Annotated in this window: 14 protein-coding genes; 5 read left to right on the plus strand and 9 right to left on the minus strand. The window is 46.2% G+C overall.

Annotation, left to right across the window (positions count from 1 at the left end):
• The 9 genes from GVN20_RS18935 to GVN20_RS18975 form a co-directional block, all read right to left on the minus strand.
• Window positions 1-1,038 (minus strand): lysylphosphatidylglycerol synthase transmembrane domain-containing protein, encoded by a 1,038-nt coding sequence (locus GVN20_RS18935; RefSeq protein ID WP_166559852.1) that lies wholly within the window; start codon window positions 1,036-1,038, stop codon window positions 1-3.
• Window position 1,039: 1 nt separating this feature from the next.
• Window positions 1,040-1,987 carry a CDP-alcohol phosphatidyltransferase family protein gene (locus GVN20_RS18940; protein WP_166559853.1) on the minus strand — a complete coding sequence of 316 codons (948 nt, stop codon included), beginning with the start codon at window positions 1,985-1,987 and terminating at the stop codon, window positions 1,040-1,042.
• Entirely contained in the window at window positions 1,987-2,856 is an 870-nt protein-coding gene (locus GVN20_RS18945; RefSeq protein WP_166559854.1) for a hypothetical protein, read from the minus strand. Before GVN20_RS18945 ends, GVN20_RS18940 begins: the two co-directional genes overlap by 1 nt.
• Window positions 2,856-3,590: an NTP transferase domain-containing protein gene (locus GVN20_RS18950; RefSeq protein WP_166559855.1), complete on the minus strand. Its 735-nt coding sequence runs from the start codon at window positions 3,588-3,590 to the stop codon at window positions 2,856-2,858. Before GVN20_RS18950 ends, GVN20_RS18945 begins: the two co-directional genes overlap by 1 nt.
• Window positions 3,591-3,637: 47 nt before the next feature.
• Entirely contained in the window at window positions 3,638-6,199 is a 2,562-nt protein-coding gene (locus GVN20_RS18955) for a DUF5686 and carboxypeptidase-like regulatory domain-containing protein (RefSeq protein WP_166559856.1), read from the minus strand.
• 111 nt (window positions 6,200-6,310) lie between these two features.
• The gene (locus tag GVN20_RS18960) at window positions 6,311-7,306 is read right to left on the minus strand and encodes an NAD(P)-dependent oxidoreductase (protein WP_166559857.1); all 996 of its coding nucleotides are present in this window, start codon (window positions 7,304-7,306) and stop codon (window positions 6,311-6,313) included.
• Window positions 7,303-8,424, minus strand: coding sequence for a hypothetical protein (locus tag GVN20_RS18965; RefSeq protein ID WP_166559858.1), 1,122 nt, complete (start codon window positions 8,422-8,424; stop codon window positions 7,303-7,305). The genes GVN20_RS18960 and GVN20_RS18965 overlap by 4 nt, the downstream gene beginning before the upstream one ends.
• Window positions 8,421-9,626 carry a serine palmitoyltransferase gene (gene spt, locus GVN20_RS18970; RefSeq protein ID WP_166559859.1) on the minus strand — a complete coding sequence of 402 codons (1,206 nt, stop codon included), beginning with the start codon at window positions 9,624-9,626 and terminating at the stop codon, window positions 8,421-8,423. Before spt ends, GVN20_RS18965 begins: the two co-directional genes overlap by 4 nt.
• A gap of 151 nt (window positions 9,627-9,777) precedes the next feature.
• Complete coding sequence (locus GVN20_RS18975; RefSeq protein WP_166559860.1) at window positions 9,778-10,401, minus strand: TetR family transcriptional regulator; 624 nt, start codon at window positions 10,399-10,401, stop codon at window positions 9,778-9,780.
• Window positions 10,402-10,763: 362 nt separating this feature from the next.
• On the opposite strand from GVN20_RS18975, the gene GVN20_RS18980 reads away from it, so the two are divergent.
• The 5 genes from GVN20_RS18980 to GVN20_RS19000 all read left to right on the plus strand — a co-directional run bounded on the left by GVN20_RS18980 (window position 10,764) and on the right by GVN20_RS19000 (window position 19,377).
• Window positions 10,764-11,366, plus strand: a complete 603-nt coding sequence (locus tag GVN20_RS18980) for an RNA polymerase sigma factor (RefSeq protein ID WP_166559861.1) — start codon at window positions 10,764-10,766, stop codon at window positions 11,364-11,366.
• Between the two features lie 87 nt (window positions 11,367-11,453).
• Complete coding sequence (locus tag GVN20_RS18985) at window positions 11,454-12,545, plus strand: FecR family protein (RefSeq protein WP_166559862.1); 1,092 nt, start codon at window positions 11,454-11,456, stop codon at window positions 12,543-12,545.
• Window positions 12,546-12,782: 237 nt separating this feature from the next.
• Window positions 12,783-16,133, plus strand: a complete 3,351-nt coding sequence (locus tag GVN20_RS18990) for a TonB-dependent receptor (RefSeq protein ID WP_166559863.1) — start codon at window positions 12,783-12,785, stop codon at window positions 16,131-16,133.
• Between the two features lie 19 nt (window positions 16,134-16,152).
• Entirely contained in the window at window positions 16,153-17,616 is a 1,464-nt protein-coding gene (locus tag GVN20_RS18995; RefSeq protein ID WP_166559864.1) for a RagB/SusD family nutrient uptake outer membrane protein, read from the plus strand.
• Between the two features lie 135 nt (window positions 17,617-17,751).
• Window positions 17,752-19,377, plus strand: coding sequence for an FAD-dependent oxidoreductase (locus GVN20_RS19000; protein WP_206023322.1), 1,626 nt, complete (start codon window positions 17,752-17,754; stop codon window positions 19,375-19,377).
• Window positions 19,378-19,400 lie beyond the last annotated feature (23 nt).

The following is a 19,400-nucleotide window of genomic DNA, read 5'->3' on the forward strand; positions in this document are numbered from 1 at the left end:
TCATAATTTATTTGAAACGGTTTCCAGCGCAGTTTCTTTGCCCACTGATTGAACGTTTGTACGTTGGAGCAAAAGCAGCCCAATGCCTATCCACACCAACTCCCTGATACGCACCACGATACCGATAAAAAGGCCCGTTGCGGCGGGCATTCCGATGCTCTGCAACGCCAGCGCCAACCCCCCTTCCCGGGTGCCGAGCTGCATCGGAAAGAAAAAAATCAGGTTGGCAAACAACGAAGAACCTGAGCTAACAATCAGCGATTCTGTGATCGACATATCCAATCCTACGGCCTGGGCCGTAAAGTAAATCTCGGCGCACCCTACCACCCGGGCCGCAAATTCTAGCCCCAGCGAAGCGTAAAAACGCGGTTTTCGTTCGGCGTAGAGAATGCGGATTTGTTCGTCGATTTCGTGCAATGCGTCAATTTTTTCGGCCATAAAGCCCTTTACTATTTTATTGACGAAGTACATTTTTTCTAACAATCGAAATGTACTGACCGTGAAGCCGCGTTGGTAGACGCGAATAAACCAAAAGCCCAGCACCAAACCCACCACCAACATAACGCCACAACCCGCGAGCATCAGCGTACTCAGCGGAACAAAAGCCACGATGAGCACAATCGACGCCAACCAAAACAACACGTGCGAAAACATGTGCATCAGGCTGTACAACAACACCGACGACGTGGCCTTGCGCACACCCAGCGCGGGTTTGAGCAACATGATGCGGTACGGCTCGCCGCCCAGCGCCACAAATGGCGTAATGTAATTGATAACGTAACCCGTAATTGTCAGTCGAAGCACCGACCAAAAGGAAAGGTTGCTTGCGGGCAATTGTGGATCTTCAATGATAGCCTTAAAGGCAAAAGCATTCAGAACATAAATCACCAACCAGCTGCCAATGACGGGAATAAACCAAAAACCCATTTTTTTGATATTGGCCCCAATAACATCAAGCCCCATGCCATAAATCATATAGCCCAGAAAAATGACGCCCAGCACCAAAAATAGGGCTTTGTATATCGTCGTACTCTTCACGTTAAGACACAATTTTTTGGTAAAAATGACGGCTGACTTTCTCCTGACTCACGCACATGTAAATGAGAATGGGGTTCAGAATAAAGATGTCGAATAGAAAATAAATCCAGGCTTGGTCGATAAACAACCACAAAAACAGAAATAAAACCCGCGTGTTGAACTGAATAATATTGGTATATTTCATCAGGGGCTTATTTTGTGCTCTAAACTCGGTAATAAGCCATTCGGGTAATCCTGAGCTATATTTTTCGCGTACTACACCCAATAATTTTTGCAGATTGGGCGAGAAGCTTTCCTGCATTTTGGTATAGTTTAAGTAAAATCTTGCGACCAGTTTCATGCCGAAGTTTTTACCCCACGTAAGCGTGTCGTATTCTTTCTGCAACTCGCGGCTGTTGTCCAGTTCGCTGCCAGAAGTGCCTTTTATAAAGAACAAATGCACGTTGCGGTAGTAATCGGCCATTGCTGATTGCACCACGTGCGAAGCCCCCGCTACCACGCCCGGTACCCAAATAAACGCGCTCCAACCTTCGTTTTGGCTCCGTAAACAAATGGCAACGTGAATGGCAATAAACCAAAAGTCCCCTGCCGCTCCGTCTAAGATGCGTCCTAGTCGGCTCTTGTTGTTGGTCATGCGGGCCAGCTGTCCGTCGGCACTGTCGAGAGAGTTGGCAAAAACCAACAACAACATTCCGATAACGTTTATCCACAGTTCTTGGTAATAGAAAAGAATTCCTGCCGCTACGCCAAAAAAGATGCTGACAATGGTAACGGGATTGGGCGTAATGCCAACTTTGGCGCAAAAAAGGGCAATTTGATAGCCAATGGGCCGATAAAACCAAATATCAATCTGCTCTTCGGTATCGCTTGATTTCAGTGAATTTTCAAAAGCACTGCTTTTGGGCTCTTCCTTTTTTTCGGTGGGTATTTTTTTTGTCAAATTTTCCATCAGGCAGCTATGGTAAATTGTTGAAAAATGGCTTGGGCAATCGACTCAGCGGCGTCTTGACGGCACGGAGCGAAGCTTGGCCAGTCGTTGAGGTCAATGATGTGAAACCGTCCGTCTTTTCCCACGATGGCATCCCCACCATACACGTGTACATCGAGGGCTTCGGCTGATGCATTGGCGGCTTTGCGGAGCGCATCCTCATCAAAAGGATAGTACAGCGACTTGCCGTTGATGTTTTCATAATCGGCGTATTTGTGGTGGTTGTTGGCGTACGGATAAAACCAATAGAAAAAATCGGTGTTGCGTACGGCATAAAACTTCACCAAATCGCCCATCAAATGCTCAGAAATGACAGCGTCGGGAATATCCCGGAGCGCGTATTCACGCAATATCTCCCGGGCTTCGTCGGCGCTTGCCGCAAAGGTCACGTCTTCTTTGTGAATGGCGTGAAAATCACCGCGCTTGATCCAAAACCCTTTGCCGGGAAGTTGCTCAAAAACATCATTTCCAGTGTAGGAAGTGGGCACAATAAAACTTTTGGGATATGGAATGCCGTTTTCGACCAGTCCTTTGGTCATATTTGTTCTAAAACATTTTTCGATTCCAAAACCCGAATTGACAACTACTTTTCCCGCCAATTCCAACTCCTGCAATTTTTTCACTACTTCTTTCTGCCGGGCCATGGTAAAAATAAAACGTTGCTCAATCGTCTGTTTTTGCAGAAACTCATCTTCGCAACAGATGCTTACCGTGCATCCCATTCGTTGGAGTGCTTGGGCGGTTAATGAAAAAATGGCGTCATCATTTCCGATATGATTGGGGGAAAACTTCTTGTTTCGGTGTACTCCCAGTAATTCAAATGTATCCATTATAAAACAACTTCATGATTTGGTGTCTGCTGCGCGTGGCTCAAAAAAAGCTCGGCAGTGGTAATGTCCCTCACGTGGTCTATGTCCACGATTTTTGAAAAGGGAAAAGCTTTGATAATTAACTTATTGTCAATCAATTGGCGTTGAAAATTGCGCATCCGGCTGGTGCCGCTTTCAATCGCCTGCGTAACGCAATCGAGGGCTTTGTTGCGCAAACAATAAATGCCCCCCGATACAAATGGCGTGTTCAAAGTGTTGGTGTCGGTAAAAGCCGTGACCAAATGTTGTTCATCGGTTGCCACAAACAAAGGACTTTCGTCATCCACAAAGGTGGTGACGGCCATTAATCCGTCAAGCTCGCGGTTTTGCTCAAATGCCAGAATATATGACTCAAATTCATCTTCAGTAAATACCGTATCGGTGGTGGTCAGACACAACTCGTCAATGGCGGGATTGGCCTTTAGCAATTCATAAAAGCTGTGCAATGAACTCGGCGTGGATTTTTTAATGACCCGAACTGGAACCTCATAGGTTGTTTCCGACAAGTGTTTCTCCAGTGCTTCCGATGTTTCGTTAATGATAATTTGAATGCTTTCGGCCCGATTATTACTGAAAATACCAATCAAACGGTCAATCAATATTTCGCCGTGCAGCGCGACCATCGGCTTAGGAAGCGTAAACCCTTCCTGCGCCAATCGTGAACCTTCCCCTGCTGCGATGATTGCGTAATTCATTCTTTGTGCTTCTTTAAATAATTGATAATTAGGTGATTGAGGGTAGTTTAGAAATCAACCCTAAACCGCGCCCGAATGCCCCACTCGGATACACCCGGATGATTGAGGTAATTAAAACGCTTTACCAAATCCAGACGCAATAATTTGAAAATATTGGCTATCCCGACGCTGCCTTCTACGTACGGCGTGCGTCCCAAAGAGTAACTGATGGATTTGTCTTGCTCGTCAACTGGAAAGCGAAAAACGGAGGTTTGTTTGTTCGGATTGTTCTCGTCGCGTAGGCCACCTACGAGCGCTTTCAAGCTGACCACCTCTCTGAGTTTTAGTTTTTTGAGCAATGGTATCTTATTGAAAATGAATCCGTTGAAGTAATATTGTACGTCTACGCTAGCGTAATGGTCACTCACGAACTCAAGAAAATTCATCAAGTTGTACGAGTTCAATTGGTAGGCGTAGGTCTGGTTGGCGCGGTGAATCATCAGCAACGGAAACGGAATGTTTTTGCCCACAATGTAGCCGCCTTCCGTCGTGACGTCGGCGTAGCCGTACTGCGAGAAGTAAAAACGTTTTGCAATATTGGCCGTAATGTTGTGGTAGTTGTTTTGGCCCGACAAAAAGCCTTTCACGCCCACATTGTAGCGAAGTGTGAAAATAGGTGAGCGGTTGATGAGTGGTGTGCGGTACAGTTTTCCTTGGTAAAACTGCTCGTTGGGCGCGTATCGCAGTTCCAGACTCAGCTCGGTATTTTTCAACTGTGGTACACTTTGTACGTTGCCTTCATTATCAACGGTTTCATAACGCAGGATGCCCGCGGGGCTTTGATTCCACTGCGTAAAGCCCACCCGGTAAGAGAAATGGTTGGCTAACTCACGGATGTATTCGATTTTAAAAATGTCATTGTACAGCCAGCGGTTATTGTCGCCGCGTTTGAAGGACAACAAAAAGTTGTCTTCTTGCACAAACTGCAAGTCTTGTCCAGGAATTTTGGTATCGCGCTGAAAACTGGCCCGTATGTAATGAAACGGAAACTGGTACACCGATTTATTGTTGAGCGAATACGTACCGCTTAAAAAATACTTCCATTTTTCGTCCTTGAAACCGTAGGCCGCGTAGGTTTCAAAAAAGTAACGATTGCTCAAATCAGTGGTGGTTCGGCCGCCAAAACGCAGACGGAATCCTTCCACGGGATTGAAACTGTAAAACGTGTTTACGGGCCCTACTTCTACAAGGCCGAAGGATTTATAACCAGCCAAAAGCAAGGTTGCGATGTCCATTGTTCGGCGGAAAGACGGGATGGTTTGCAGCGTGTCTACGTTTCTGTAAATATTGCGCTCTAGCCGGTCCAAGGGTAAGTGCCTCACGTTGTTCCAGTAAGATTCGCCTTTGTTTACGGCCAAAAGCGCGGTCACGTTTTCTTGCGCGGGGCCTTTATAAACGCTGTCGGGACGGGCTTGATTGATGGTAAAGTTCTTGAAATTTACCACGCGTTGTCCATAGAGGCCGCCCGATTTATCGCCCAGTGCAAACTCCATTCCCAACGTAGTTTTAGCGGGATGGTAGCGACCGTCCGTACCTTTTTCAAACTCCAACTTTGCTTCCAAATCGCGCATGAAGTTGAGGTTGATTTCCTTATTGACCGTCAGGTAGGCATTCTGAACGCTGTAGTTACCATCTAGGGTCACAAATAGTTTCCCTTCAAAGAGCATATCGGTTTTATTGCGCGGCACAAATCCCAACTCAACGAGCCAAGGTGTTTGGGTTTTAACGGTATCGCGAATAAAAAATTTGTAAAACGTCGGTGCCGTGTTGGCAATGGGGCTTAGCAGCAGGTTGGTGGCAATAGAAATGTCGTTTTTGTAAATGTCTACATCCTCGTACAAACGTCGGAAGTAGGCGTTCAAGCCGTCATTATCAATAAATTTAGAATCAAATTCGGCCTTGCGGTCGGCTTCTACCCATTGTTTTTTGGTATAGGGATTTTTGCGAAAATAGACTTTAGAGAGTTTTTCCTGCATGTAAGCGGGCAACAGATTTTTGCCGCCCATGCCCGTTGAATCTTGATTGACAAACAAAAACTGGTAGTTCCGAAAAATGCGACGCTCTTTAAAACTGTCGGAAAGGTTGCTCAACGACAAGGCGATTTTCTCGTATTGTTCGTATTCTACATAGTCATTGGCCGCCATCTGGTTTTGTTCTTTGTGCTCAATCACCTCCCGGATGAGCTGAACCGCTGGATTATCTTTGTTTCGATAGCGGCTCGTTTTTCCCCTGACGGTCACTTCCTTCAATTGCAAGGCGTCGACGGCCATCTTTATGTTAATGGTCTGCGCAATCCCCGGCGTGACGTTTTTCTCGATGCTCAGGTACCCTATATAAGTAAACTTAATGACTGATTTATTGGCGGGTACGGTAAGGCTGTAGCGGCCTTCGGCATCGGAAGTGCTTCCGATGTTGGTTCCTACTACCTGCACATTTACATAGGGCAGGGTTTCACCCGATTTAGTGTCGGTAATGACGCCTTTGACGGTGGTTGTTTGGGCAAACGCAACGCCTAACGTCAGACATAAAATTGACAGGAGGTTGGTTATATCTGTGGCTAATTTTTTCATTTTAATGTGGGCTTTTGGCCCTTTGTTCATCACGACTGTACATTAAATGGGTCCAATCAAGTTTCTTTTTAGGAAAGAAAACTTCGGTAAAGGTACTTTTGGTAGATTGCTTTAAATCCAGTCATTGGCTTTGTACCACTGCCAGGTTTCGGCAATTCCTTTGTTTAAATTATAATGAGGCTGGTACTGTAAATCCCGTTTGGCGGCTTCGATACTGCAAAACCAATTCGGCGCGGTCAGCTCTTTTACCTTTTCACGGTTTATTACGGGGGCTACCGACGAAAACGTGGCGCCCAATTCCATGATATTGGCGGCTAGTTTCAACACGCCCACGGGCAAATGAATCCGACGCGGTTTTTTGCCGCTGGCTGCCTTAAAGGCGTCGGCCAAAGCGTATCGGTCGTAGGCAAATCCATCTGAGATGTTGTAGACCTGACGTTCATCTTGGCCTTTGAGCAAGGCCGCCACCGTCACTTCTGCCAAATCTTTGACGTAGACAAAACTCAGTCGCTGGGGTTCCTTGCCGATGTAAGCGTCAAGGCCTTGATTGAGGGTTTTGAAAAGAATGAACAAATCTTTTTCCCTTGGTCCGTACACGGCAGTGGGCCGTATGGTGGTCAGCGGTAAAGCTGTTAATTTTTCCAACATCTTCTCTGCCAACAGTTTACTTTTTCCATAACTCGTAATGGGCAATGGTAAAGTGTTCTCCGTGATGGACTGCTCTTCGGCATACGATAGAGGACCCAGCGCCGCCAAACTGCTCATAAACAAAAACCGTTTTAGCGGAATATCAGCTTCTAGTGCCGCTTCGGCCAGCAAACGCGTATAATCGGCATTGATTAGGTTGTAGGCCTGGGTGTTTTTGGCTCGTGTGGCTCCCGCCGCGTGAATAATGTAGCTGTAATCCCCTTCCTTCAACAGTTTTTTCAGTGCCTCTTTATCACTTAACGCTGGATAGACAAATACAGGATTGAATTTTCTTAGGTGATTGACATTACTGGAACGGCGGACGGCGGCGTGAACTTCCAAGCCCTCTTTTTGGGCGGCTTCTATCAGATGATAACCGATAAAACCGCTTGCTCCCGTAATCAATACCCTGCTGCTCATAATTCTTTCTCGTACAATCTGTATCTTTTGTAAAGTGTACCGTTAATTTGTTCGATGGCGTGGTTCATGAGGTAATTATCTTCCAACATCCACGAACATTCTCCCCCTGTAATCTTGGTTCCGTAGGTATTCTTGATGATGGTCCCGTACAAACAAGCTTCAATGCCCATTTTACGGTACCCTTCAAGGACCCCCAGCGTCAGAACACGGATACGGGTGATGTTTTTCTTCTGAAAAAGCAGTTTGAAAATACCCGTTGGCAATAGCCGTCCGCGCTTAATCTTGATAAGTACTTGATTTATATCGGGTATGCCCAACGCAAACCCCACAAACTTGCCGTCTTTTTCGGCCACTATGCAATAGTTAGGGTCCAAAATCAACTTCAAATCTTTGGCCAAATAATCAAACTCATTGTCGGTCATCGGCACAAATCCGAGGTTTTTGTCCCACGCCGAGTTGTACACATGCCGAATCTTAACGACCTCATTCTTAAAATCTTTGAGGTCTACTTTTCGGATGGTAATTCCTGCGCGTTTTAACCTTTGCTGTAAAGTATCCAACAACTTTATGGAGCGGTCGTTGGAGTTGCTTACTTCCAATTCGTAGGCCAACAAATCTGTCTTTTTATGTAGTCCTGTTTTCAGCAACAGTTTCTCGTAATAAGGCGCATTGTAGGGCATCATGGCCATGGGAGGGCGGTCAAAACCCTCTACCAAAAGCCCACAGGGGTCGTTGGTAGAAAAATTGACTGGGCCATTGAGGTGCTCTGCCCCCTGCGATTTCAACCATTCAGACGCTTGCTTGATGAGCGCGTTGGCCACCTCTTGGTCGTCAATACAGTCAAAAAAACCAAAAAAACCGTCTTTTCTTCCCGTAAACGCATTGTGGTTTCGGTTGAGAATGGCCGCAATACGCCCCACTATACGTAGATTACTATACGCAAGAAAAGGCTTCACAGTAGAGTGCTCATGGAAAGGGTGCTTGCCAGGTGTCAGCATGTCTCGCTGAGCGATAAACAGCTCAGGGACATAGTTTTTGTCGTCGCGGTATAAATCGTGCGGGAAGTCAATGAACTGACCAAGCTCTTTCTTAGAGTCTACGGAAGCTACGCGAATCATAGTTTTACTTTTATCGCCTCAGGACGAAGTTTGCGGTAAATTCTGGCCATTTTGTCGACAGCTTCTTCAATTTGGCTAAACGTGTGCGTTGCCATCAAAGAGAACCGAATAAGGGTATCTTCGGGGCGAACAGCGGGCGAAACGACGGGATTTACAAAGACACCGTCTTCCTGAAGAAGCTTGGTCATCATAAATGTGAGGTCGTTATTTCTTATATAAACTGGCAAAATCGGGCTTTCGGTATGGCCCAAATCAAAGCCGTTGATGAGGAGTAGCTCTTTGGCGTAGCGTGTATTGGCCCAAAGCCGCTCAATGTGGAATGGCTCCGACTCAATAATGTCCAATGCCGCCAAGGTGCTGGCCACGGTAGCGGGAGTCATGCTGGCGCTGAATATCAGCGAACGCGCACGATGCTTGAGGTAGTCGACGGTGGCGGCGTCGCTAGCGATAAATCCTCCCAACGAAGCGAGGGATTTGCTGAACGTACCCATGATTAAATCGGTACTGTCTGTCAGTCCAAAATGTGAAGATGCACCCGCTCCTTTTTCACCGATTACGCCTAGGCTGTGGGCATCGTCGACCATGATGGCAGCGTCAAAATCGGCGGCCACTTTATTCAAATCGGGAAGATTAACAATATCCCCTTCCATGCTGAATATGCCGTCGGTTACGATGAGTTTAACGGCTTCGTCTGGCAACAGACTCAACTTCTTGCGAAGGTCGGCCATGTCGTTGTGGGCGTACTTAATGACTTTTGAAAAAGACAAACGGCTTCCGTCAATGATGGAAGCATGGTTCATCTCATCCAATAAAATGTAGTCATTACGCCCAGTAAGTGAGGATATTGCGCCTAAATTGGCCTGGTAGCCAGTACTGAAAAGAATCGCTGATTCTTTTCCAGTATAAGCCGCTAGTCGGCGTTCTAGCTCAATGTGAATGTCTAATGTACCATTCAGGAAGCGCGAGCCTGCGCATCCGGTACCGTATTTTTGGGCCGCTTTTTGCGAGGCCTCAATAATGTAAGGATGGTTTGTGAGCCCCAAATAAGAATTGGAACCAAACATCAAAACGGGTTTTCCATCAATTATCACTTCCGTATCCTGCCCTGATTCGATAGGTCTGAAATAAGGATATAATCCTTTTTCTTTTATAGCAGCAGCATCCTTAAATTCTGCAACTTTGTTTTGTAACTTCTTACTCATACTGTCAATGTGTGTCAGAATATATAAATTTATCAAATTGACCAAAGGTCAATTTCATCATAGGTTCTCAGCAATTTTAATAGCGGGCAGGGTAAAGAAGGGTAATCTAGTGAACAATAATTGCGTGAAAATGTTTCAATGGCTTTTAAAACTAACTAACAGTCTCAGAAATAAAAAGATATTCGGTAATCATACTGATAATTAGATTCTTATGGTTTTCGGCAAATGCATTAAATTCCTCTTCTGATGCATTGTACATTTTCATATTCATATTCTTACCCACAAAAACAAACTGCAAACTCCCCATAATCAAAGGCATCAAATGCTCCACACTTATATTGCGCATTCGGCCGTTTATGATCTCTTCTTCAATTTGGTTTGATAGTGTAACATGTAATAATTCCTTAAACCTTGATAACTCCGGCAAAAGCCGTTCGGGGTCCCGATGGATTTCGGTCATCAAAAACAACACTAAGCTCGGCTCCTTCTTCATCATTTGAAAATCTTCTTCAATAAGCTCAATCAGCTTTTCACGGATGCTGATTGGTTTCTCAAAGATTTTCAGCGTGTTTTTACAGTAATAACTGAACAAATCTCTAAAAATCTCAAAAAAAAGTTTCTCTTTACTTCTGAAATAATAGTTCGTAAGCGCAATGTTCATGCTGGCTGCCTCCGCTATGTCTCTTGCGGTGGTGCCTGCATATCCCTTTTTTAAAAAAACAGACTTCGCTGCTTCTTTAATTTTTTCTTCACTTGATTGAGTAATGCACGTCACTTTTGCCTCCTAATTTTCAAAACTTGAGCCAAAGTTGAAAACTATTTTTTTAACCGCCAAATATTTAAATGCATATTTTAAACAAATGTTTAAAATGTTTGTTTAGTTTAAAAAAAACTGTGTTTTGTACTAAAAAACAGAGACTTACTTTTCATTGAAATAATGGAATAATATTAGTTTGACTTTTTTTAATTCCCTGAATAAGTGATTAGTTATTTGTGGATGCCCTTTGCTGTTTTATAAAAATATCCAAATAATATGATGCTTTTGCATTGGTATTATGCTTATAAAAAATAGTATGATTTGTGAGGGTTTGTTTGTTAATTTGATGTCAACTTTGGTAAAACTCACAAATCTCCCTTTTGAAAATCACCTTCTTACATAACGAAGAAGAACTTCTCTGGCAGCGCTTCAAAGCGGGTGACAGTGGCGCGTTGGGGCAGCTTTCGCGGCGTCATTACCGGGCGTTGTTTAATTACGCCGCCAAATTCACCAAAGACCGCGAAATTGTCAGAGATTGTATTCAGGATTTGTTTCTTGAACTCTGGGAGCGACGAGAACACCTGACCGAGACGCCTTTTGTTCGGATTTACCTCATCAAATCCTTGCGTAACAACCTATTTCGTAAACTTCGTCAAGAACGATGGATGCTTGAGTCGGAAGATTTGGACGAAGATTTGCCTTTCTCAGATCATACCTCCGCCGAATCAACCTTGATTGAAAGCGAGCTTTTTCAAGAAAACGAAGGAAAAATAAAGGCAGTTTTGGCCAAACTTCCCAAACGGCAGCAAGAGATTATCTTTTTAAAATTCTACGAAGGTCTGTCCAATGATCAAATCGCCGAAATTTTGACCATGAACCGTCAATCGGTGGCCAATTTGCTGCATCGGGCCCTTACTTCTTTAAAAACCAATTGGTTTTCGTTGGCCAAAATGTTGCTTTTCTGCTGGGCCAATGTAAAATAATCAAAAAAAATGTTTTTGTAAGTGAGTATTGCCACGGGCCATGTGTCTATCTCTTTATAGACAAGGTATCAAAGTACAATTCTTTCTATGATTGATTATACCGCCTACGACGCCGAGGCGTTGGCATTAGACGAATCGTTTCGGGCGTGGGTTTTGGAAAATGCGGAATCACTTTTTTGGGAGCGATGGCTGGCAGAGCATCCCGAAAAGGACGCGGCTGTGCAACAAGCTAGGCGGGTTGTCTGGGCATTGTATCGGGCGCAAGAAGAGATTTCGGAAGCGGAAGTAGACGAGGCCATCCAACAGCTTGTGCAACGTGCCGAGGAAGGCGTAGCGGTGGTGCCGCTTTGGCGCCAAACTTGGGTGCGCGTGGCGGCGGCAGTGGTGTTGATTCCACTCGCTGGATGGCTGATTTTTCAGCGGAATTTTAGCGAAGAAGTAAGCTCTTACCATGAGGTTGTTCAGCAGATTAAGCATGAAGTTAAGCTCATCGAATTTACCAATACAACCTCCCGCGCCCAATCAGTGATGCTTTCCGACGGCAGTTCTGTGGTGTTACAACCGCAAACGCGCATTAGTTATCCCACCATTTTTCAGACCGATAAGCGGGAGGTTGTATTGTCTGGCGAAGCCTTTTTTGAAGTCTCTAAAAATCCCGAAAAACCGTTTTTTGTATTTGCCAACGGGTTGGTAACCAAAGTTTTGGGTACTTCATTTACGGTGCAAGCCTACGACAAAGACCAGGAAGTTCGGGTCATTGTCAAAACCGGAAAAGTGTCTGTGTTTACCCGGGAAGACCCCACGGCGGATGCCAAACAAAAAAATCGAGAACTGACTGGCTTGGTGCTGACTCCCAACCAACAAGTGACTTTTCGACGAGCTGATAGCCGATTGGTGCGCTCGTTGGTTGAAAAACCGCAGTTATTGGCGCTGTCCGACATTCAGCAGCAGAGTTTTGAGTTTCGTCAGGCGCCTGTTTCGGATGTATTTGCGGTGTTGGAAAAAGCCTACGGCGTAAAAATTGTGTACGACGAAGAACTCATGGGCGCTTGCGAACTCACCGCGACGCTCGGCGATGAACCGTTGTTGGAAAAAATGCACCTTATCTGTAAAGTACTTGAAGCCAATTATGAACTGATAGACGCGCAGATTGTGGTGACAGGGAAGGGATGTAAGTAAAAAAACAAATAATAACTGCTAAACTCCACATACTTCGATAAGTAAAGAACCTTTTAAACCCCTTGGAGACGCTATGATTTAGAAAAGTATCACCGATTAACCAACAAAAAAGTCGGCGATGTGTCCGCATCACCGACCCGTAATTTTCCCCAAAGTTTCTCAGGCTTCGTGACACCCGTTTATTGACGAGTGCGGGGATGTTTTTGTCAATTCAGTAAACCAACAAAGTCCAAAATTATGTCAAAACATCGACAATTCAACAAGTTGCTGCTCAAAATCATGCGAATCACTTGTTACCAATTATTTCTGACAATTCTGTGCACTTCCCTAGGGTACGCCATAGATACCAGAGGGCAGGAACTACTCGAACGAAAAATCAGCGTTCAGGTGGCTAACCAAGAAATTGGACGCGCGCTCGAACGCATCGAAAAAGTGGCGGATGTGCATTTTATGTACAGCCCTCAGCTTATTTCTTCAAAACGAAAAGTGACTTTAGTAGCTAAGAATGAGCGACTTTCCACCATATTGGAAGGCCTACTTCGGCCTTTAAATATTGAATATGAGGTGGTAGGAAACAAAATCCTGCTCAACCGGATGCCGCCCAGAACCGAACCCGAAAACGAGCGAGCCGAGCCTTTGCTGAAAGAAAAACCCGCCGATAAACTTCTTAAAGGGAGAGTGATTGACGCCGAAAAAGGAGATGGACTGCCGGGGGTGAGTATTTTGCTCAAAGGAACGCAGCGCGGCACTTCAACCAATGGCGACGGCGAATATTCCATTGCCCTACCCGACGGTGAATCGGCAGCGGTGTTGGTGTTTAGTTTTGTGGGTTACGAGCCGCAAGAAATCGTAGTAGGCAATCGCACCACACTTGATGTTTCGCTCAAAACCGACATTAAAGCCCTCAGCGAGGTGGTGGTAGTGGGTTATGGACAGGTCAAAAAGAGTGACTTGACGGGTTCCGTAGCATCGGTAAAAGCAAAAGACATTACTTCGTTTCCGATAACGACGCCCGTGCAGGGAATGCAGGGCCGCGTGGCGGGTGTACAGGTAATTCAGAACTCGGGAGCGCCCGGCTCTAATATTTCGGTGCGGATTCGGGGGGGAAACTCCCTGAGAGCCAGTAATGAACCCTTGTACGTAGTTGACGGTTTCGCACTTTCGGGAAGCCTTGCCGCGCTCAACCCCTCCGACATTGAATCCATGGAAGTGTTGAAAGATGCCTCCGCCACCGCCATTTACGGTTCGCGCGGTGCCAACGGGGTCGTGATTGTGACGACCAAAAAAGGCAAAGCGGGTAAAAGTCAGGTGGATGTGGAAAGCTTTTACGGGATTCAATCACCCACAAAGCTGATTGAAATGATGAACGCCCGCGAAATGGCCGAAATTGCCAACGAGCGCGCTACCAATGACGGAGTAAAGCCTTATTTTACGCAAGATGAAATCAATGGGTTTGGCCAAGGAACCAATTGGCAGAAGGAATTGCTCCGAAACGCCCCCATCCAAAACCACGGACTGACTTTCTCGGGCGGGACCGAACGGATGCAGTATTCATTTTCGGGAAATTTGCTCTCACAGGAGGGAATTGTTCCCAACTCAAGTTACAAAAAAGGGACCATTCGCGGCAATATCAATCACCGCGTAAGTGATAAACTGACCTTTGATTTTAGTACCATTTTGAGCCGACTCAACCAAGGCCGTATCGATGGTGAAAACAGCAACCGGGGCAACGGGGCGCTTTCTGCCATTTTGGTAGCTCCCCCTACGGTAGCACCGTTTACGCCGTCTGGCGATTATAGCAATGTGGTTCCGTATTCGTTCAGTTCCAACGTATTGCTCAATCCGTTTGCGCTTGTCAATGAGCGGACCGACAAAGATGTGCGGGACTACGTTTTGGCCAACACCGCCGTCAATTATGAATTTATCAAGGGACTTTCGTTGCGAATTTCGGGAGGTATTGAAACCTTTAATAGCCGTCAGGATCAATATTCGACCCGTAAATTGTCTACTTCTCCCACTGGTTCGGCCTCGGTTTCCACGTCTCGACAAACCAACCTCTTGAACGAAAATATCCTGAACTACGTCCGTTCGTTCAATGACAAACACAACCTGGCATTAACGGGCGGGGTGACTTACCAAAATCAAAAAAACAATTCGTTGAGTGCGGGCGGAAGCGGTTTTGCTTCCGATGTACTCACCACCGATGCGTTGCAGGGAGCCGCTACGCCGGGTATTCCCAGCAGCGGGGCGTCGGAATGGACGTTGCTTTCGTACCTCGGGCGGGTCAATTATTCCTTGAAAAACCGCTATTTATTCACCGCCAGCTACCGGGCCGACGGGTCGTCGCGGTTTGGGAAGAGCAATAAATGGGGGTATTTCCCGTCGGCCGCTTTTGCGTGGCGGGTGATTGAAGAAGATTTTCTGAAAGACAAATCGTTTTTGTCGGACCTTAAACTGCGGGTTTCGTGGGGACAAACGGGCAACACGGCGCTGAGTCCGTACCAAACCCTGAACAGTTTGGCATCGTATCAAACGATTTTTGGCAACGACCTTTCTATTGGCTACGCCCCTAGCGGTAGCTTATCCAACCCAGATTTGAAGTGGGAAACTACCACCCAGACCGACATCGGACTCGACATTGGCTTCTGGCAAGACCGCATTCGTCTGACGGCGGATTATTACCAAAAAAATACCAAAGACTTGTTGGCCATTGTCTCGTTGCCGACTTCCGCAGGTTACACCAGTACGACCCAAAATATTGGTGAAATCCAAAATTCAGGGGTAGAACTAGGACTGGACGCCAATTTGTTTTCGGGAGAATTTAAGTGGGATATTTCGGCCAATGTTTCTTTTAACCGCAACAAAGTGAATCAGTTGGTGGGAGGAAGCGACGTGTTTGGCAGTAGCCTGCAAAACCCGCTTGGGGTGCCTGTCAGCTTGGTGCGTGTGGGGCAGCCCGTGGGGGTTTTCTTTGGGTATCAAGAAAATGGACTGAACGAAAAAGGGGAGATTATTTTCAAAGATTTGAACAATGACGGTATTATCAACACCAATGATAAAACCATCATCGGTAACCCCAACCCCAGTGCTATTTTTGGATTCAGTTCGTCGGCTTCGTTTAAAAACTTTGAGTTGAACCTGTTTGTACAAGGTGTGCAGGGGGTAGACTTGTTTAACTTCAACGTGGCCAGTTTTGCCAACAGTTTCAATTTTGGCGAAAACCAAATCAAGGATTTGTACGCCAATCGCTGGACACCACAAAGCCCTAATCCTAACGCCAAATATCCCAAAATAAGCGTTAATACAAAGTTCAGAGAATCAGATAGGTATGTAGAAAATGGCTCTTTTGTGCGGGTTAAAAATATCCAATTGGCGTATAACTTGCCCACGGCCCGATGGGGGCTTAAATGGATGCGAAAAGCACAGGTGTACGTGAGCGGTCAGAATTTGTTGACCTTGACCAAATATTCGTGGTACGACCCTGAAGTAAGCACCCTCGGCGGCGGCAATTCCATCAGTCCTGGCGTGGATCAGTTTGGTTATCCCGTAGCCAAAACCATCACATTCGGCGCACGTCTCGGTTTTTAATTTCCAAAATGAACTTATTATGAAAAAGATAGCTATTCTCTTTCTTACCCTCTTGTTTACATCCTGCGAAGGTTTACTGGAAGAAGTCCCAACGGACCGCTTGTCGCAAGAGAATTTTTATAAATCCAAAGAAGACCTCATTGCGGCCCTGAATGCCGTGTATGCGCAGGTACGCGGGGCAAACTCGTACGGCACCAACTACCCAGCGCAATTGAACGGGATGACGGATTATTGTATTTCGCGCGGTACCCAGATTCCTGTCAGCGAATTTCAGGGATTGGACGGTACCAATATCGGCCGCACAGATGCCATTTGGCGCGACTTGTTTCAAAGCATCAATTCCTCTAACATTGTGATTCAGGCCGTTAAAGCCGTAAACATCACCGAAGCCGAGAAAAACGCCATCGAAGCAGAAGCTCGTTTTTTGAGGGCGTTAAACTATTATAATTTGGTGCGCAACTACGGCGGAGTGCCACTCCGCACCACGCCCATCGGTGAGGTGTCGCAGGTGCGTGGAAAACGCGCTTCGGTAGATGAGGTCTATAAACTAATCACCGACGATTTGCAGTATGCCGAAACAAATTTGCCCAAGACCGTTACCTCTGGGCAAGCAGGACGACCCACGCAGTTTGCGGCTAAGCTGCTGTTGGCCAGTGTGTATTTGACCCGTGAAAACTGGGCCCTGGCCCGCGACAAAGCCGACGAGGTCATTAAGTCAGGGTTGTATTCATTGGTTGAAGTCAAGACCTCAGATGATTTTGAAAAACTTTACGGTGCTGACTTAACCACGACTTCGGAGGAGGTTTTTTACATTAAATACGCCCGCATTACGGGTCAGGGATGGGGGTATCCGAGTTATCAACACCCCGCCGATGGGCCCTACACCACGGGCGTACGGGCGCATTTTACCTTGCCCACTTTGCCTTTGATCAAAAACTGGTCTGACAAAGACTTGCGCAAAGATTACAACCTGTATTCGTCTTATACCAATCGCAGCGGTAGACTAACGACTTTCCCCACAGCGGAGCCGATTTGTTTCCGCAAATTCAGGGATACGCCCGCCAATCCTGCAGGTAATGACTTTCCGATTTTACGTTATGCCGAAGCATTACTTATTTATGCCGAGGCGGTAAGTCAAGCCAACAACGGCCCCACCGCCCAAGCTTTGGAAAGCCTCAATAAAGTACACCGTCGGGCGTATGGGTATCCTTCAGGGGCGGTATCTCCCGTTGATTTTACGTTGGAGGGACAATCGGCGGCGTCCTTTCGCGAATTGGTCATGACCGAACGGGCTTACGAATTTATGATGGAAGCAAGTCGTTGGTATGATCTCAAACGATTGGGCGTGGCCAAACTCAAAGAAATCATCAAAACGGCGCGCGGCAAAGACGTGAAAGATGCGCATTTGTTTTGGCCGATTCCGAAGCAGGAAATGGATAATAACCCCGATTTAACTCCTGCTGACCAAAATCCCGGATATTAATATCTTAAGGTGTTTTTAGGTAGTAAAATATGCTTAAAAACACCTTTTTTAACCAATAATCACTTTTTTACAATGAACAAAATTCGCTCTCTGGTGTGGCTGATTGCCACCGTTATTTTATTGCCGAGTCATAAAATGGGAGGTCTGACGGAATCTCCGAAAAACGCACCAAATAGCCCAATGGCGGTGCGACAGGCCGATGTGATTATTTATGGCGGCACCTGTGCGGCGGTCATTGCGGCAGTACAGGTGAAAAAAATGGGTAAAACCGTCATTGTTGTTTCTCCCGACAAACACTTGGGCGGCTTGTCGTCGGGTGGGTTGGGCTTTACCGACACGGGCAACAAAGAAGTAATCGGGGGCTTGTCTCGCGAGTTTTATCAGCGACTTTACACGCATTATCAGAAAGAAACCTCCTGGAAATGGCAGAAAAAAGAAGAATACGGCAACAAAGGACAAGGTACGCCTGCCCTTGACGGTACCAACCGGACCATGTGGATTTTTGAGCCTCACGCGGCAGAAGGCGTTTTTGAGGATTTTGTAAAAGAATACAAATTGACCATTTATCGTAACGAATGGCTCGACCGTTCGGCCAAAGGAATCACTAAAAAATCGGGCGGAATCACTTCCATTAAGACCCTGAGTGGAAATGTATATCAGGGGAAAATGTTTATCGACGCCACCTACGAAGGCGATTTAATGGCATTGGCGGGGGTGAAATACCACGTAGGCCGCGAAGCCAACAGCGTATACGGCGAAAAATGGAACGGTGTACAGGCGGGCGTGTTTCAACACGGTCACTATTTCAAAGCCAATGTCAGTCCTTACAAAATTGAAGGCGATCCCAAAAGTGGATTACTACCTGAAATATCGGCTGAACCCATCGCTGAAAACGGTACTGGCGACAATAAGATTCAGGCGTACTGCTTCAGAATGTGCCTCAGCAATAATCCCGACAACCGCATTCCTTTCCCAAAACCAGAAGGTTATGACCCCGCCCGTTATGAATTATACGCGCGGGTGTTCAAAACGGGCTGGCGCGAAACCTACGATAAGTTTGACCCAATTCCCAACCGTAAAACCGACACCAACAACCACGGGCCGTTTAGTACAGATTACATCGGCAAAAACTACGATTATCCCGAAGCAAGCTACGAGCGCCGTCAAGAAATCATTAAAGACCACGAGTTATACCAAAAAGGTCTGATGTATTTTCTGCAAAACGACCCGCGTGTTCCTGCCGATGTGCAGGACAAAATGAAGCAATGGGGCTTGCCCAAAGATGAATTTACCGACAATGGCAACTGGCCCCACCAACTCTATATCCGTGAAGCGCGGCGCATGATTGGCGAATTTGTGATGAAAGAAGCCGACGCTTTGGCGCAAACCAAAGTGCCCAACCCTATCGGTATGGGTTCGTACGCACTTGATGCCCACAACGCGCAGCGGTACGTCAAAAGTGATGGCTTTGTGCAAAACGAAGGGGACATTGGCGTACACCCAAAAAGTGCCTATTCTATCGCTTACGGGTCGATTTTGCCTAAAGAAAATGAGTGTAATAATCTTTTGGTGCCCGTTTGCGTGTCGAGTTCGCACATTGCGTTTGGCTCGATTCGGATGGAACCCGTTTTTATGATTTTGGGACAATCAGCAGCTACGGCGGCGGTTTTAGCTATTGAGGGTAAAATGCCACCCCAAAAACTTCCCTACGAAAAACTCCGTGAGGTGTTGTTGAAAGACAAACAGCGGTTGGAGTTATAAAAATGGATGTAACGCCAGTAAAA

The sequence above is a fragment of the Runella sp. CRIBMP genome (genome assembly GCF_009905605.1).
Classification (GTDB): Bacteria; Bacteroidota; Bacteroidia; order Cytophagales; family Spirosomataceae; genus Runella.

What these genes read in the sequence shown, in the direction of transcription:
- GVN20_RS19000 (WP_206023322.1), top strand. Translation starts at nt 17,752, where the DNA reads ATGGGAGGTCTGACGGAATCTCCGAAAAACGCACCAAATAGCCCAATG.
- GVN20_RS18965 (WP_166559858.1), bottom strand. Translation starts at nt 8,424, where the DNA reads ATGATTCGCGTAGCTTCCGTAGACTCTAAGAAAGAGCTTGGTCAGTTC.
- GVN20_RS18950 (WP_166559855.1), bottom strand. Translation starts at nt 3,590, where the DNA reads ATGAATTACGCAATCATCGCAGCAGGGGAAGGTTCACGATTGGCGCAG.
- GVN20_RS18985 (WP_166559862.1), top strand. Translation starts at nt 11,454, where the DNA reads ATGATTGATTATACCGCCTACGACGCCGAGGCGTTGGCATTAGACGAA.
- GVN20_RS18945 (WP_166559854.1), bottom strand. Translation starts at nt 2,856, where the DNA reads ATGGATACATTTGAATTACTGGGAGTACACCGAAACAAGAAGTTTTCC.
- GVN20_RS18940 (WP_166559853.1), bottom strand. Translation starts at nt 1,987, where the DNA reads ATGGAAAATTTGACAAAAAAAATACCCACCGAAAAAAAGGAAGAGCCC.
- GVN20_RS18960 (WP_166559857.1), bottom strand. Translation starts at nt 7,306, where the DNA reads ATGAGCAGCAGGGTATTGATTACGGGAGCAAGCGGTTTTATCGGTTAT.
- GVN20_RS18995 (WP_166559864.1), top strand. Translation starts at nt 16,153, where the DNA reads ATGAAAAAGATAGCTATTCTCTTTCTTACCCTCTTGTTTACATCCTGC.
- GVN20_RS18990 (WP_166559863.1), top strand. Translation starts at nt 12,783, where the DNA reads ATGTCAAAACATCGACAATTCAACAAGTTGCTGCTCAAAATCATGCGA.
- spt (WP_166559859.1), bottom strand. Translation starts at nt 9,626, where the DNA reads ATGAGTAAGAAGTTACAAAACAAAGTTGCAGAATTTAAGGATGCTGCT.
- GVN20_RS18955 (WP_166559856.1), bottom strand. Translation starts at nt 6,199, where the DNA reads ATGAAAAAATTAGCCACAGATATAACCAACCTCCTGTCAATTTTATGT.